The 14307-nt window shown below is 66.4% G+C and carries 14 protein-coding genes; 7 read left to right on the top strand and 7 right to left on the bottom strand.

What is annotated here, in order from left to right:
* Positions 1 to 100 precede the first annotated feature (100 nt).
* A complete protein-coding gene (locus ACQE2J_RS02625) occupies positions 101 to 508 on the top strand; it encodes a Fur family transcriptional regulator (RefSeq protein ID WP_135539828.1) in 408 nt (135 codons plus the stop codon).
* A 6-nt stretch (positions 509 to 514) separates the two neighbouring features.
* Here the strand turns inward: ACQE2J_RS02625 and ACQE2J_RS02620 are convergent, their stop codons facing one another.
* Complete coding sequence (locus ACQE2J_RS02620; protein WP_426937009.1) at positions 515 to 1528, bottom strand: GTP-binding protein; 1014 nt, start codon at positions 1526 to 1528, stop codon at positions 515 to 517.
* Positions 1529 to 1597: 69 nt separating this feature from the next.
* Between ACQE2J_RS02620 and ykgO the strand changes: the two genes are divergently transcribed.
* On the top strand, positions 1598 to 1720 hold the full coding sequence (gene ykgO / locus ACQE2J_RS02615) for a type B 50S ribosomal protein L36 (RefSeq protein WP_039212194.1): 123 nt from the start codon (positions 1598 to 1600) through the stop codon (positions 1718 to 1720).
* Between the two features lie 25 nt (positions 1721 to 1745).
* On the opposite strand, the gene ACQE2J_RS02610 is transcribed toward ykgO, so the two are convergent.
* A complete protein-coding gene (locus ACQE2J_RS02610) occupies positions 1746 to 2399 on the bottom strand; it encodes a GntR family transcriptional regulator (protein ID WP_167854415.1) in 654 nt (217 codons plus the stop codon).
* 416 nt (positions 2400 to 2815) lie between these two features.
* On the opposite strand from ACQE2J_RS02610, the gene ACQE2J_RS02605 reads away from it, so the two are divergent.
* The gene (locus ACQE2J_RS02605) at positions 2816 to 4486 is read left to right on the top strand and encodes an APC family permease (RefSeq protein WP_205683343.1); all 1671 of its coding nucleotides are present in this window, start codon (positions 2816 to 2818) and stop codon (positions 4484 to 4486) included.
* 64 nt (positions 4487 to 4550) lie between these two features.
* Here ACQE2J_RS02605 and mobA read toward each other — a convergent pair whose 3' ends face one another.
* Entirely contained in the window at positions 4551 to 5204 is a 654-nt protein-coding gene (mobA, locus tag ACQE2J_RS02600; protein WP_135539823.1) for a molybdenum cofactor guanylyltransferase, read from the bottom strand.
* 120 nt (positions 5205 to 5324) lie between these two features.
* Between mobA and ACQE2J_RS02595 the strand changes: the two genes are divergently transcribed.
* A complete protein-coding gene (locus ACQE2J_RS02595) occupies positions 5325 to 7049 on the top strand; it encodes an amidase (RefSeq protein WP_135539821.1) in 1725 nt (574 codons plus the stop codon).
* Between the two features lie 66 nt (positions 7050 to 7115).
* On the opposite strand, the gene ACQE2J_RS02590 is transcribed toward ACQE2J_RS02595, so the two are convergent.
* From ACQE2J_RS02590 to ACQE2J_RS02580, 3 genes are all read right to left on the bottom strand, one after another.
* On the bottom strand, positions 7116 to 7733 hold the full coding sequence (locus ACQE2J_RS02590) for a TetR/AcrR family transcriptional regulator (protein ID WP_426937008.1): 618 nt from the start codon (positions 7731 to 7733) through the stop codon (positions 7116 to 7118).
* A gap of 73 nt (positions 7734 to 7806) precedes the next feature.
* The gene (locus ACQE2J_RS02585) at positions 7807 to 9021 is read right to left on the bottom strand and encodes a glycosyltransferase (protein WP_426937007.1); all 1215 of its coding nucleotides are present in this window, start codon (positions 9019 to 9021) and stop codon (positions 7807 to 7809) included.
* 95 nt (positions 9022 to 9116) lie between these two features.
* A complete protein-coding gene (locus tag ACQE2J_RS02580) occupies positions 9117 to 9848 on the bottom strand; it encodes a DUF998 domain-containing protein (RefSeq protein ID WP_167854413.1) in 732 nt (243 codons plus the stop codon).
* Positions 9849 to 9950: 102 nt separating this feature from the next.
* Between ACQE2J_RS02580 and ACQE2J_RS02575 the strand changes: the two genes are divergently transcribed.
* The 3 genes from ACQE2J_RS02575 to ACQE2J_RS02565 all read left to right on the top strand — a co-directional run bounded on the left by ACQE2J_RS02575 (position 9951) and on the right by ACQE2J_RS02565 (position 12059).
* Positions 9951 to 10724, top strand: a complete 774-nt coding sequence (locus tag ACQE2J_RS02575; RefSeq protein ID WP_135539812.1) for an isocitrate lyase/PEP mutase family protein — start codon at positions 9951 to 9953, stop codon at positions 10722 to 10724.
* A 76-nt stretch (positions 10725 to 10800) separates the two neighbouring features.
* Positions 10801 to 11562, top strand: a complete 762-nt coding sequence (locus ACQE2J_RS02570; protein ID WP_135539810.1) for a VOC family protein — start codon at positions 10801 to 10803, stop codon at positions 11560 to 11562.
* The gene (locus ACQE2J_RS02565; protein WP_205683342.1) at positions 11559 to 12059 is read left to right on the top strand and encodes a hypothetical protein; all 501 of its coding nucleotides are present in this window, start codon (positions 11559 to 11561) and stop codon (positions 12057 to 12059) included. The genes ACQE2J_RS02570 and ACQE2J_RS02565 overlap by 4 nt, the downstream gene beginning before the upstream one ends.
* 72 nt (positions 12060 to 12131) lie before the next feature.
* Here the strand turns inward: ACQE2J_RS02565 and ACQE2J_RS02560 are convergent, their stop codons facing one another.
* Positions 12132 to 14261 carry a RecQ family ATP-dependent DNA helicase gene (locus ACQE2J_RS02560; RefSeq protein ID WP_135539808.1) on the bottom strand — a complete coding sequence of 710 codons (2130 nt, stop codon included), beginning with the start codon at positions 14259 to 14261 and terminating at the stop codon, positions 12132 to 12134.
* Positions 14262 to 14307 lie beyond the last annotated feature (46 nt).

Here is a 14307-nt window from a genome sequence, read left to right as displayed (position 1 = left end):
AGAGTTCCGAGCGTTAATGGTAACGTGTTTCATTACTTCTTCCGCATATGCACGCGCGTGCATATGCGTGTACCGTCGACCCGCCCGAGGAGGGTGTCCCATGGCGTCTCCACCGAAGAAGCCGCGGAGCACCGCGCAGAAGGCCCTCATCCGCGCAGCCCTGGAGTCCGAAACCCGCTTCGTCTCGGCCAAGCAGCTGCACCGCCGCCTCGAGGACGAAGGCGCGAGCGTCGGCCTGGCCACGGTGTACCGCCAGCTCAATGCGCTCGGTCACAGCGGTGAGGCCGATACGATCACCGTCGCCGAGACTCAGCTCTTCCGCGCCTGCACGCAGACCGAGCATCACCATCATCTCGTCTGCGAGCGCTGCGGCACCGCCGTCGAGATCGACCCGCCGAGCGAGGACTGGATGCGCACGACTGCGGCCTCGAACGGATTCGAGATCACACACCATGTCTTCGAGATCTTCGGCCTGTGCGCCGAGTGCCGGGCGGCTGCCGCGGTGTAGACGCCGTCAGCTCCGGTGCGCGGTGTCCCAGGCGGGGAATTCGTCCGTGTACTCCAACCAGGCCATCGGTCCGGCCAGCAGTTCGGCATCGGTGAGCACCGCACGATCGAGCGCTTCGCACAGCCCCGCCTCGTCGAGGTCGAAGCCGATGACGGCAAGCTCCTGTCCCCACGCGAGCAGCTCAGCCCCAGCACCGACAAACGGGCCCGCCGACAGCGGCGTCAGCCTCAGCAGGCTTCCGGCCTGGTCCCAATGCGCGCTGACATAGGGCCGGGACGCCAGTCTGGCGAATCCGGCAGAGCGCACGATTCGGCCCCAGCGGCCTTCGCCGAGTGCGGCAGTGAGCACCGCCTGCAGGCGCTGCGGGTGGAACGGGCGCGCCTGCTCGTAGCGGCAGGCCCCGACGCCTCCCGTATGGGCAGGCGGCCGAAACTCCGCGTTGAGGATCGCCGTCCACCCGGCCGCCGGAGGTCGCCCGCCGAAGTCCCAGCGCTCCGGGGCATGCACGGCGTCTGCCTCGGCGATGAACTGCCTGGCCTCCGGCGCCAGGTGCCCGACCAGACCGAGGGCGGCGGCGAAGCCGGCGAAGTCGATCCGCTCTCCGGGCTCGAGCAGGACGAGCGTGGAGGCGAATTCGACCTGATCGACGAGCAGCGCGGAACGGTCTTCGCAGCCCAGATCGGCAGGCAGGCACACGAGGTCGAGCACACACACGAGATCGGTCAGGACGGCCCGGGACTCCGGGGCACTCAGGGCGCCGATGATCTCCGCACAGCTCGTCTCATCGTCGTACTCGAGCACGAAGCCGCGCACACTCGGCGTCATCGCAACCAGGGCGACGAGGCGGTCGATGACCTCGATGCCCTGCACGGTCTGTTCCGCGGGAACGAACACATAATCGCGCGCTCCCGCCAGCGCCATCGCATATCGCCGTCGCTCCGCGGCGCAGAGACCGACGACCGCGATCGCTTCGATCTCACCGGCCACCGGTGCTCGCGCACTCTCGAATGAGTCCTGCATTCGCTTCCCTTCGTCTGAGACCATAGTATTACTGTTAATGATACTCGTTCTCACTAAGGAGTGACACTCATGAAGGTTCGACGTTCACTGCGGTCCCTGAAGTCCCAGCCCGGCTCTCAGGTCGTCCGTCGACGCGGACGCGTCTACGTCATCAACAAGAAGAATCCCCGATTCAAAGCTCGACAGGGCTGAGTCGGCCCCGTCCCGAGCGGACGGTTCAGCCTCGCTCGAACAGCTGCGGATCGGCTTCGACGAGTCGGCGGGTGTGGCGGATATGGGAAGCCATGGCCGCCTCGGCGGATTCGATATCTTCGATCTCGATCGCGCGCAGGATCATCCGATGCTCGGCGAAGATGTCGGTCTTGCGTCGGTGCACATCGGCGGTCAGCAGCCGCCTGCGGTAGTAGTGACTGAGGTTCCACAGGTGGTCGACGGTCTCGCTCAGCCGTGCCGCATCGGGCACGGCCATGATCGCGCGGTGGAAGTCGCGGTCGCGTTCGAGGAACTCACCGGCCGATGTCGCGGACTCGACCGCCTCGGCGAGGTGGACGAAATCCGCCATCGCCTCCGGGGCATGCAGGGGGATCGCCATCGACAGCAGCAGCGGCTCGAGGCGTTCGCGCATGAGGTAGACCTCGCGGCACTCCTCGAGGCTGAGTTCGGTCACCCACGCCCCCGTCGACGGCACCAGCGTGATCAGTCCGGCGGCGGCGAGGCTGCGCAGGGCCTCACGGATGGGGATCCGGCTGACGCCGAACTCATCGGCGATCTCCTCCTGCCGGATGCGCGCCCCCGGCGGCAGCTGACCGTCGATGATGCGCGCCCGCAGCTCTGCCGCGATCGCGGCACTGCGACCTGGATCGTGGGTCATCGCGCACTCCCTCCTGCGGATGAGATCCTTCGCGCTCGACCCCGACGTTCGGCGCGACGCGCCGAACGGGCGAAAAATCGCAACCCAATTGCAATCCGTCGCCATCACCCTACACAGCCGCCGATCTGCGCTGAGGGAAATCTGTGAGACTTTCCGCCGATCGGATCCAATCGACCCCTTCTCCTTGTCACTGCCATCCGCGATTCCGGCATCGATTCCGCCATTTCCCACGCGATTGGATCCAATCGCAGATCGCCGACTCCGCGACTCGGAAAACTGAGCATCGTCGCTGGTCATCTGGTGTATAAAGGTGCCCTCTCAAATGAGCCGCAAACGCTCTGACAGTGATTGACATCACCCACAGGGCGGCGCAGACTTCAACAGTCGAAAATGGTTTCGAAAACGAAGGGGCAAAGATGTCCACCATGAATCCCCCGACACCCGGAGCTGCGGCCTCCGGTGCCGGCAGACCGATGAAGGTCGACGTCCGCAGCGACAAGGGACTGAAGAGAGATATCGGAAAGATCGGCCTGCTGTTCACAGGGGTCGGCTCGATCATCGGTTCCGGCTGGCTCTTCGGAGCCTTCAACGCCTCGGTGATGGTCGGACCCGCCTCGTTGATCTCCTGGGCCCTGGGCGCGGTGATGATGATCTTCGTGGCACTCAACTACGCCGAACTCGGCGTGATGTTCCCCGTCGCCGGCGGTGTCATCCGCTTCCCGCACTTCTCGTTCGGATCCTTCGCCAGCTTCACCTCAGGCTGGATCACCTGGCTCTCCGTCGCGGCGACCGTGCCGATCGAGGTCATGGCGGCCGTGCAGTACGCTTCGAGCTATCTGCCCTGGCTCATGCACACCGTCGATGACGTCGCCGTCCTCACCGGCCCCGGCATCGCGGTGAGCATCGGGCTCATGCTCGTCTTCAGCATCATCAACCTCTACGGCGTCTCGCTGTTCGCCCGCTTCAACAACATCCTCGTGTGGTGGAAGCTCGTCGTCATCGTCCTCGTCATCGTCGTGTTCTTCGCACTGGCCTTCAACCCCGGCCACTTCACCTCACAGCAGTTCGGCGGCTTCGCGCCCAACGGAGTGAGCCCGATCCTCGCCGCCCTACCCGCCGCGGGCATCGTCTTCTCCTACCTCGGATTCCGGCAGGGCGTGGAGTTCGCAGGCGAGACGACGAACCCACAGAAGAACGTGCCTTTCGCCGTCGTCGGATCGATCCTCGTCACCGGAGCCATCTACATCCTCCTGCAGGCCGCTTTCATCGGCGCTCTGCCGACCGACCTGCTCAAGGACGGTTGGGCGAACCTCGCGTTCACCAACGATGCGGGCCCTCTGGCCGAGATCTCCCTGCTGCTGGGAGCGGTGTGGCTGGCCATCATCCTCTACGGTGATGCGATCATCTCCCCCGCCGACACCGGTCTGATCTACACCGCTCTGGCTCCACGCCTGTCGTACTCGCAGGCGAAGGTCGGCAACGCACCCCGCGCCCTGGCGAAGCTCAACAAGAACGGCGTGCCGTGGATCTCGCTGCTCATGGTCTTCGTCGTCTCGTGCATCATGTTCCTGCCGTTCCCGTCCTGGGCGAAGCTCGTCGGCTTCATCACCTCGGGCACGGTGCTCTCGTTCGCCACCGGCCCCGTCGTGGTGGCGGCACTGCGCCGTCAGCTACCCGAGCAGGATCGCCCCTTCAAGCTGCCCGGCGGTGATGCGCTGCCGATCATCGGGTTCGTCTGCGCGAACCTCATCGTCTACTGGACGGGGTGGGAGACGAACTGGAAGCTGTTCCTCGCCGTGGCCATCGGCTATGTCGTGATGATCGCCCACCACATCTTCGCCAAGGACAAGTCCCGCCTGCCGGATCTGAAGATGCGTTCGGGCTGGTGGATGCTGCTGTGGATGGTCGGGCTCGTCGTCCTCAGCTTCATCGGTCACTACGGCGGCGGCCTCGACCTCCTCGGCTTCATCGTCGGCGAGATCGTCACCGTGATCTTCTCGATCATCGTCTTCTACATCGGCATCGCCTGCCGCCTGAGTCCCGAAGAAGCCGTCGAGGCCGTCGAACAGACGCAGATCGACGGCTGAAGACCCTCGCCGAGGCGACCGTCGTGAGTCACGATGACCGCCGTCGCACGGTTCGCCGGAACATTCACTGCAGCCGAGTTCGAATCGCTTCGAGCTCGGCCGCGGTGTCGAAATCGCTCACCACGTCCGGGTCCACGTCGACCACGGTCGGTTCGAGACCGGAGAACAGGAGTCTGACCGCCCGGTCGGTGGGATCGCCGATGCCGTTGAGGCGACCGCGCAGCAGTTCGGATGGCCACGCCGCACACAAAAACTGCGTCTTCCCGCGATCATCTTTCGCAGTGGCCAGCCGTCCGGTTTCTCGACAGGCGTGGATGAGTCTGCCGAGGTGGCTCGCTGTAATCATCGGCATATCCCCGGCGAGGACGAGAATGATTTCGGAAGGCGACATCGCAGCCACGGCGGCCGCAATTCCTGCCAGCGGCCCGGCAAACGCGGGCTCCTCCCGCACTTCGTGAACGGTCGCCTTTTCTGCGGCCGACAGACCGCCCACGGGTCCGGCTACCCACACCTCGGAGCACGTGATCGAAACCTGACCGGAATCGGCGTCGCTACCCGCATCGCCGCTGGCCTCTGCAAGATGCCCCGTGTCAAGCCTGCGGATACTGTTGAGGATCCGTGAGATCGTCGACTTCCCGCCCACGTCGACCCCGGGTTTGTACTCGCCGCCGAAACGGCGGGAACGACCCCCAGTGAGAATGATTGCGTTGACCGTCATGCCTTGATCGTACCGAGCGTCGGCAACGGAATCCGCAGCCCATCACGACCGGATCGGCGCTACCCTGGGCAGGAACACACCCACATCGCGCACGCACCGTCGAGTGCCCGGAGGATGAACATGTCGAAGTTCGACGTCGTCGAAGCGTCCATCGCCGATCTGCGGTCGGCCCTTGAGGACGGCCGCACCACCTCGGTGGAGCTCGTCGAGGCCTATCAGGATCGGATCGCCGCATTCGACGGCCGGGATACCGGCACGAAGCTCAACTCCGTGATCGTTGCGAACCCCCAAGCGCTGACCGAGGCTGCCGCCTCCGACGAACGACGTACCGCCGGGACCACGCTCGGCCCCCTCGACGGGATTCCGTACACGGCGAAGGACAGCTACATGGTCGCCGGCCTCACGGTCGCGTCCGGGTCGCCGGCGTTCGCCGATCTGATCGCGCAGAAGGATGCGTTCACGATCGAACGCCTGCGCGCCGACGGTGCCATCTGCTTGGGCCTGACGAACATGCCGCCGATGGCCAACGGTGGCATGCAGCGCGGGCTCTACGGCCGCGCCGAGAGCCCGTACAGCGCGGACTGGCTGACCAGCGCATTCGCCTCGGGATCTTCGAACGGCTCGGGCACCGCCACAACCGCGAGCTTCGCGGCTTTCGGCCTCGGGGAAGAGACCTGGTCGTCCGGTCGGGCACCGGCTTCGCACAATGCGCTCATCGCCTACACGCCCTCGCGCGGGGTCATCAGCGTGCGCGGGAACTGGCCGCTCGTGCCGACCATGGACGTCGTGGTCCCCCACACCCGAACGATGGCTGATCTGCTCGAGGTCCTCGACGTCATCGTCGACGATGATGCCGAGACCCGCGGCGATTTCTGGCGCGTCCAACCCTGGGTGAGCATTCCGAAGGCGAGCGCTGTGCGCCCAGCCTCGTATGCCTCGCTGCTGCCGGAGTCAGCCGAGGAGGCCCGGTCGGTGCTCGCCGGTGCCCGCCTCGGAGTGCCGCGGATGTACATCAACGCCGATGACGAGGCCGGGACGAATCCGGACGGCGGGATCGGCGGGCCCACGGGACAGCGGGTCGTCACTCGTGCCTCGGTGATCGAGGCGTGGCAGGCCGCGCGGGCCGATTTCGAAGCCGCCGGCGCCGAGGTTGTCGAGACGGATTTCCCGGTCGTGAGCAATTACGAGGGCGACCGCCTCGGCGCTCCGACGATCAGGACTCGCGGACTCGTCTCACCTGAGTATCTCGATCGGGAGATCAACGACCTCTCCTCGTGGGCGTGGGACGATTTCCTCTCAGCAAATGGGGATCCGAATCTGCCCACGCTCGCCGAGGTCGACGGGGCGTTGATCTTCCCGCAGCCCGAGGGTGCGCTGCCCGACCGGTATTTCGGCTTCGACGACGATATCGCGACCTATCCGGAACAGGTGCGGGCCAATGGCTATGCGTCGCTGACGGAGATCCCGGAGCTCGAATCCGGTGTGCGCGGGCTCGAGGAGACTCGCCGTGTCGACCTCGAAGAGTGGATGGATGCCAACGGACTCGATGCCGTGGTCTTCCCGGCGATGGCCGATGTGGGACCGGCGGACATGGACGTCGATGAGGCCTCGGCTGATCTCGGGTGGCGCAACGGCACATGGGTGGCCAACGGCAACCTTGTGCCGCGTCATCTCGGCATCCCCTCGGTGACGGTGCCGATGGGCACGATGGCCGACACCGGCATTCCGGTGGGTCTGACGATCGCGGGCCGCGGCTGGGACGACACCGCGCTCATCAAGATCGCCGCGGCGTTCGAAGCCACGGGAGCGCGCCGGGAGGTGCCGCCGCGGACCCCGCGTCTGTGAGCGATCATGGCACGGTCGTGGGTGCCTGCGGCGACCGGTCATACGCGCATCGGGTCGCTCAGATCGTCAGGGATCTCTTCGGGTGTGCAGCTGCTCGCTGTCGAGAACTCCACACGTCGCCGCGAGGATGACGGTGAGTGCATGCGCGCGCTGGGCCTCGAAGTCCGGCCCATTGATCGTCTCGGAGTGATCGCCGGCGGCCTCGTCGCGATCGGCGTCTGGTTCACCCGGGCGCGGGGCCAAGTCGGCGATCAGCGGCTGCGTCGCCGCAGCGCTGCGGGCGAACCCCGCGACGAGCTCGAAGAGCACTGCGATCGCCGAATACTTCTGGCCCCGGCCCGCCGGATGAGGAGCGATCAGTGACATGGCTGTCTCGACGACGTCCACGGCCCGTGGGCCGAGCTTCGTCGGCAGGCCGCCCGCGGCGAGCCACGGATGCGCGAAGTGCAGTTCGAGAAGGCCGTGTGTGAAAGTCCGCAGATCGGTCTGCCAGTCTCCGGTCGCCGTGGCTTCGCCTCGTTCGGTCATTACGCTGTCGCGGGCGAGGTTGACAAGCTCCTCACGGTTCCTCACATACCGGTACAGGGCCGCTGCAGCACTGTCGAGCTCAGCGGCCACGGCGCGCATGGTCACGGCTTCGAGTCCGCTGCGATCGGCCAGAGCGGTCGCGGCTCGAACGATCACGGTCCGGTTCAACTTCGCCGGCCGGCCGATCCCGATGGCAGGCCTGACGTGCCTGTCCGTCGTCGCGCCCTCCTCAGCCATCGCACTCCGCTGCCCACCGGCGCAGCGGTGCCGTGCTGTCGCCGTCGTCGAGTCGAGCAGCGATCTGAGAGGCGCGCTGCCGGTACCCTGAGTCACCGAGAACCTGCTCCACACCTGCAGACAGCCCTTCTCCGCTCACGCGCGTTCCGGTGAGCGGGGTGACCGCGGTGCCGAGTTCGTGTGCGCGTCGCGCCCAGAAGAATTGGTCGGTGTGCTGCGGCAGCGGGACACTCGGGGTTTGGGCACGCAGACAGGCCGCGGTGATTCCGGCACCGGCCTGATGCACGACCGCCGCGACCTGCGGCAGCAGCCAGGAATGAGGCCCATGGTCCGCGGCGAAGACTCGGTGCGGAGCCGCCTCGGCGAGGTTGCTGCCGCAGGCCCCCTGCACGATCACTCGGCGGTCGGTGGCCTCCGCGAAGTCAGTCACCGCCGAACTTCCGCCGGTATCGACGCTGCCCAAAGTGATGAGGACGGGCGCGGGCCCAGCAGCGAGGAAGTCGACGAGTTCGACCGCGGGTGTCCAGCTCTCGTCCTCAACGGGCCACCAGAATCCGTCGAGGCTGAGGTTGCTCGGCCAGTCGTTGGGACGCGGCAGGACTGCAGGCGAGATGCCGTGGTGGATGGGCAGGCCGGCGCTCAGCCGTCGGCGGGCGCCTGCACGGCGGCTCTCATCCGGCAGTCCCAGTTCCCTGCGCACATGAGCGACTGCTGCGTCGACGGGAGCGGGGAAGCGTCGGACCAGGCGGCCGAAACCGCGGTTGAGGACGGGCCCGAGATCGAGGTTCAAGGCGATCATCGGTGGGTAGCCTCGACTCGGCTCGGCCGGTTGCAGCAGCGCCTCGGCCGAGGGCACATCCAACGCTTCGGCGATGTCGTGACCATACGGCGAAATCGGGTTCGCGATGACAGCCCCGAACCCACCGCCCGCTGCGGCGGCGAGCGCAGCGCGGGCATGGTCGAGCATGTAGGCCTTCAGGTGGGCAAGGTAACCGCGGGCTCCCGGAGCTTTGCCACCGGGCGGCCGTGGCGGTTCGAGGGGAACGGTGAACGATACGGATTCGCAGCCGGTGGCAGTCACGGACTGCTCGTAGTCGGCATGAGTGACGATCGTTGCCCGGTGCCCGTCGGCGATGAGTCCCGAGGCGATGCGGATAGCAGGCTCGACGTCGCCGCGGGAACCAGGCGCGAGGACAAGGATCTTCATGAGTCTCCTTTGCGAACATTGTTCACTAAGGATAGCTCAGTGATCGCTGCACAGGTTTTCGGGTTCGGACCCACGGGCCGCGGTGCTTCGACTTCTCAGCGTCCTTCTGCCAGTTCACGTCGCCTCTTCGCGGCATCGCGCAGCTGCTTCCACCCGGTGAGGACGAACCAGACGAAGAACGGGTAGGCAGCGACCCTCTCGATGATGCCGACCGGCAGATTCCAGCTCTCGGGTGCGGCCATGAGCAGGGTTCCGGCGAACCCGAGTGCGCCGAAGCCGACGGTGAGTCCACCGAATTCGGCAGGCCCGATCCACCTCTTCTCCGGCCACCTCGACATCGCGATGCCGGCGGCCAGCAGCCCGAGGTTCTGCACCGCGGCACCACCGAAGCCGAAGACCGCATGCAGGGTGGGGTCGATGTCGGCGGGGACCATCCCGGTTCCGACCAGCAGCATCCCGCCCCCGGCGAGGAGGAAGGAACCGCACCTGCCCCAGACCGTCGGCGCGATCCAGTCGTGCCAGACCAAAGCGATGACCGCGAGGATCGATCCGCCGAGGATGGAGGATCCGTTGACGAGCGGGTGCGCAGGCGAACACACCTCGATCGGGGCGTCGGCGACGGACCATTCCCCGCACCCTGTCACGCCCAGGTGGCTGATCGACTGCCGAACGAACGAATAGGTGCCCTCGGACAGAAGTGCCGCGGGGATTTCGATGAGGATGACGAGCAGACCGGCAAGCACAGCGAGGAGCGCCCATACCCGCTCAGGTTTGGGCGAAACGCGGATGATGCCCGAACCGACCACCTCGGCCCCTCTGTGAGACAACCTCAGATGTCGTTCACGGTATCACCGCCCGAGTCTGAAACCTTCTGGTGAACCGCTGAGAACCCTGGCGTGTCGGGCCCGCGAAGTGGAACAGTATTGTCCATGGTCGATTACACGGTTCTTGCCGAACGCGCCTTCACCCTGCTGCAGGGACACCATCAGGACGAGCCCCTCGTACTGCCGACCGTCTGGGATGCCTGGTCGGCACGCGCCATGGTCGACGTCGGCTTCAACGCCTTGAGCATCGGTTCGCACCCGCTGGCCGATTCTCTCGGCCATGCCGATGGGGAGAACATGACCCTCGAGCAGGCGCTCGAAGGAATCTCGAGGATCACCTCGGCGGTGGACGTTCCGGTCACCGCGGATCTCGAATCCGGCTATGACACCCCGGCTCCCGAACTCATCGCCGGGCTCCTCGAAGCCGGTGCCGTCGGGGTGAATATCGAGGACACGATCCACAGTCGCGGCAGCATGCGCAGTCCCGACGAGCATGCCGCCTACATCTGGAGCCTCCGGCAGGCCGCCGAAGCTCAGCGGGTCCACGTCGTCATCAACGCGCGGACCGACGTGTTCAAATTTCCCGGCGATTTCGATGACCCCACCGCCGAGGCTGTCCGTCGTCTCCGTCTGTGCACCGAGGCGGGTGCGGACTCCGTCTACCCCGTCCGCCTGCCCGATGTCGGCACCCTCAAATCGATCCTCGCCCAGGTCACTCTGCCGTTGAACGTCACCGCTCATCCGATCAAGGGAGCAGTCCCCGAGGAGCTCGACCTCGGCCAGCTCACCGAACTCGGGGTGGGACGCGTGACCTTCGGTCCGCTGCTGCAAGCGGCGCTGACCGACTGCTTCGACGATTTCACCCGCTCCTGGCAATAGGATCCCCGCACTCCCACCTCGTCCACTCGGGCCGCTGTCGTCCCCTGAAGAGAATCCACCCGATAGAGGAGATGCAATGCCGCTCAATCCCCGTGAAGGCCAGCCGATCTGGATTGACTATGTCTGCCAGGACTTCGAGGCCGCCCAGAACTTCTACAACCAGCTCTTCGGCTGGGAATTCACCGACCAGGGCCCCGACTTCGGGCATTACACCATGATCACGAAGGACGGCAATGCCGTCGGCGGCGGCATGCAGGCGATGAACATGGACGGCACCCCGAGCCCGGAGATGCCCACCGCGTGGTCGACCTACCTGCATACTGCCGACATCGCCGGAGTCCACAAGGCCGCGCTGGCCGCCGGTGCCGCGAATGTCGTCGGTCCGATGCCCGTCGGCCCGCTCGGAGAGATGGCCGTTGTCGTCGACCCGACGGGATCGCCCATCGGCATGTGGCAGCCCGGCGAGTTCTCCGGCTTCGACACTCCGCTCACCCCGGGCACGCCGGTGTGGTTCGAGCTCATGACGACGAACTACCAGGCCGCGAACGAGTTCTACGGCACGGTCTTCTCCTTCGACATCACCCCGATGGAGGGGTTCCCCTACTCAACGCACGGCGACGGAGATGATGCCGTGGCCGGAATCTGCGATGCCAGCGAGTGGGCGCGGAATTCCCACTGGCGCACCTACTTCAACGTCGAAGACGCCGATGCGGCGGCAGCGAAGGTGACCGAGCTCGGCGGCAAGGTGCTCGCCGGTCCCGAAGACTCCCCGTACGGTCGCATCGTCACGGTCACGGATCCGGAAGGGGCGACGTTCCAGCTGCAGCAGAACCCGTGACCGGCCACGAGACCGCGGTCGCAGTACGTTTCGGGCCGCTGCGGAAACGGCTCCTCAGCCTCGGGGTCGGGGAGATCGTCGCCGCGGCGGTCTTTGCCGCAGTGCCGTCGAATCTCGCGTTCGTCGCCGCCGACGGCGCCGAGGCGGCACTGTGGTTCGCTGTGGCTCCACTGCTGTCCGTCCTCGTTCAGGGCGGCGTCTATTGGTTGCTTGCCCGGAAACACCTGCCCGCCACGATTCCGCCCCATTTCGCTCGAATCTATCGAGGACTGCGGGTTCTCGATCCGATCGTGATTCTCGGCTGCGGCATCGGCGTCGTTGCCACCTGGCCCGGACCCAGCCTCAGTGCCGTCCTCGTCGTGTTCGTCTGGCTGTTCGCGGCGGCCGAGTACATCAACTACTTCCACATCCGCCTGGCATATCCGTGGCCGGTATGGGTCGGACGGGTCGGACGCAGGTCGACGCCGAGGCTGGTCAGGGACCTCCGCGCGGTCTGAGCCCGCAGGGTGCCGAAGCCAGTGTCCTCAGGACCTCGGCACCACCCCGTCAGCCCCGCAGACCCACCCGCATCAGGCCCGCAGCGCGAGCGCGAATGGCAGCACCGAGGTGGCTCCCGCCCTGCGCAGCAAGCGTGCGCAGACCGTCATCGTCCACCGAGAGACGACCTCGTCATCGACGAGCAGCACCGACTTCCCGGCCACGGCCTCTTCGACCTCGGGCGGGACGACGAAGGCCTCATAGAGGTCTTTGACTCGGAAGGCGCTGTTGACGTCCGGGGTGCCGTGGTCGCCGATCTGAAGCAGTTCACCCCCGTCGGCGAGACGACCGGCCGCAGCGAGATTCTCAGCCAAGGACCGAACGGTCACGGGGCGACGGCCGCTCGGAATCGAGACGACTACCTCGGGGCGAGAATTCCAATCCCACTGAGCAAGCACTTCAAGGCACCACTTGCCGATCTGCCCGGGGACCTCGACATCGGGAGCATCGGAGGCGAGGAATGACCGCAGCGTCTGCCCCTGCCCGAGGTCGGACAGGCGGGCGATCGCACGCCCTTCCTCGGCGAGTTCTTCCGCGGGGATCCGGCCCTTGAGAGGCACGCCGATATTGGCCAACCCGCTGGGCCACGTACTGCGCGGTTCGATGGGCAAGCCGATCTTGTGGAGGTTCCCGGCCGCAGCCTGACGCTGCTCGTCGGAGATCTCAGCGGAGAACCACACACCGGCGCAGTTGTCGCAGCGCCCGCATGGCTGCGGGTCGGGATCGTCGAGCTGCCGGATGAGGAACTCCATCCGGCATTGACCGGTCGCTTCGTAGTCGAGCATGGCCCGGGCCTCTTCGGCGCGGACGGCCGCGACCTTTTCGTATCGCTCCCGGTCATAGGCCCAGCCCATCCCGGTGGAGACGTACCCACCGCGGACCTTGGACACGGCGTCTTCGACTTCGAGGGTCTTGAGCAGCAGATTCAGACGGGACCTCTTGGTTCCGACCAGCGTCTCCAAGCGGGCCACGGACAGGGGGCCGTCCGCCTCGGCGAGGGCCGCGAGCACAGCATTCGCGTCGTTCTGGTTCGGCATCGATGCGGTGGCGAAATACTCCCAGATCTGTTCGTCTTCGGCACCGGGCAGCAGGAGCACATCGGCGGAGTCCGTAGCGCGGCCGGCACGACCGACCTGCTGGTAATAGGCCACGGCCGAGGACGGTGCCCCGATGTGGATGACGAAACCGAGGTCGGGTTTGTCGAAGCCCATGCCCAGCGCCGAGGTGGCCACCAGCGCCTTGAGGCGGTTGTCCTTGAGCTGCTGTTCGAGTTCGGCACGTTCTTCGGCATCGGTCCGGCCCGTATAAGCGCGGACCTCGTGGCCCTGCTCGCGCAGCATCCGGGTGATGTCCTCGGCGGCGGAGACGGTGAGGGTGTAGACGATGCCGGAGCCGGTGAAGTCACCCAGGTGTGAGGCCAACCAGGCGATGCGGGCACTGGCGTCGAGTCCGGGCAGGACCCCGAGCCGCAGCGAGTCGCGGGCGAGTTCGCCGCGGACGACGGTGGTGTCGTCGCCGAGCTGTTCGGCGACGTCGGCGACGACCCGGGAGTTCGCGGTCGCGGTCGTCGCGAGCACCGGGGTGTTCGTCGGCAGTTCGGACAGGATCCGGCCGATGCGGCGGTAGTCGGGGCGGAAGTCATGCCCCCAGTCGGAGATGCAGTGGGCTTCGTCGACGACGATGAGGCCGAGGAAGGACAGCAGCTGCGGCAGCACCTCGTCGCGGAACTGCGGGTTGTTCAGCCGCTCCGGGGAGACGAGGAGGACATCGAGGCTGCCGGCTCTGAGGTCCTCGAGCACGGAGTCCCACTCGGTGACGTTCGAGGAATTGAGACTGGCGGCACGGACACCGGCACGCTCGGCAGCGGCGATCTGGTCGCGCATGAGCGCCAACAGCGGCGAGATGATGAGGCTGGGTCCGGTGCCGGAGGCCCGGAGCATGCGGGTGGCGACGAAGTACACAGCCGACTTGCCCCACCCCGTGCGCTGGACGACGAGCACGCGTTTCTTGCCCTGGACGAGGTCACGGATCGACTCGAGCTGACCGTCGCGGAACTGCGCGCTCGGGTCTGCGGTCAGTTCGGCGAGGATCCGCTGAGCGGAGGCGGCGAAGTCGTCGGGAGTTGCCGAAACGGGCGGGGACGTCGGGATGCTTTCCGTCATGGGGCCAGTCTAGGTGGAGGCACTGACGCGACCCGGCCGGAGGCCC

This window comes from Brevibacterium sp. LE-L, assembly GCF_050214925.1.
GTDB lineage: Bacteria > Actinomycetota > Actinomycetes > Actinomycetales > Brevibacteriaceae > Brevibacterium.
This window is presented reverse-complemented; position numbering and strand designations above follow the sequence as displayed.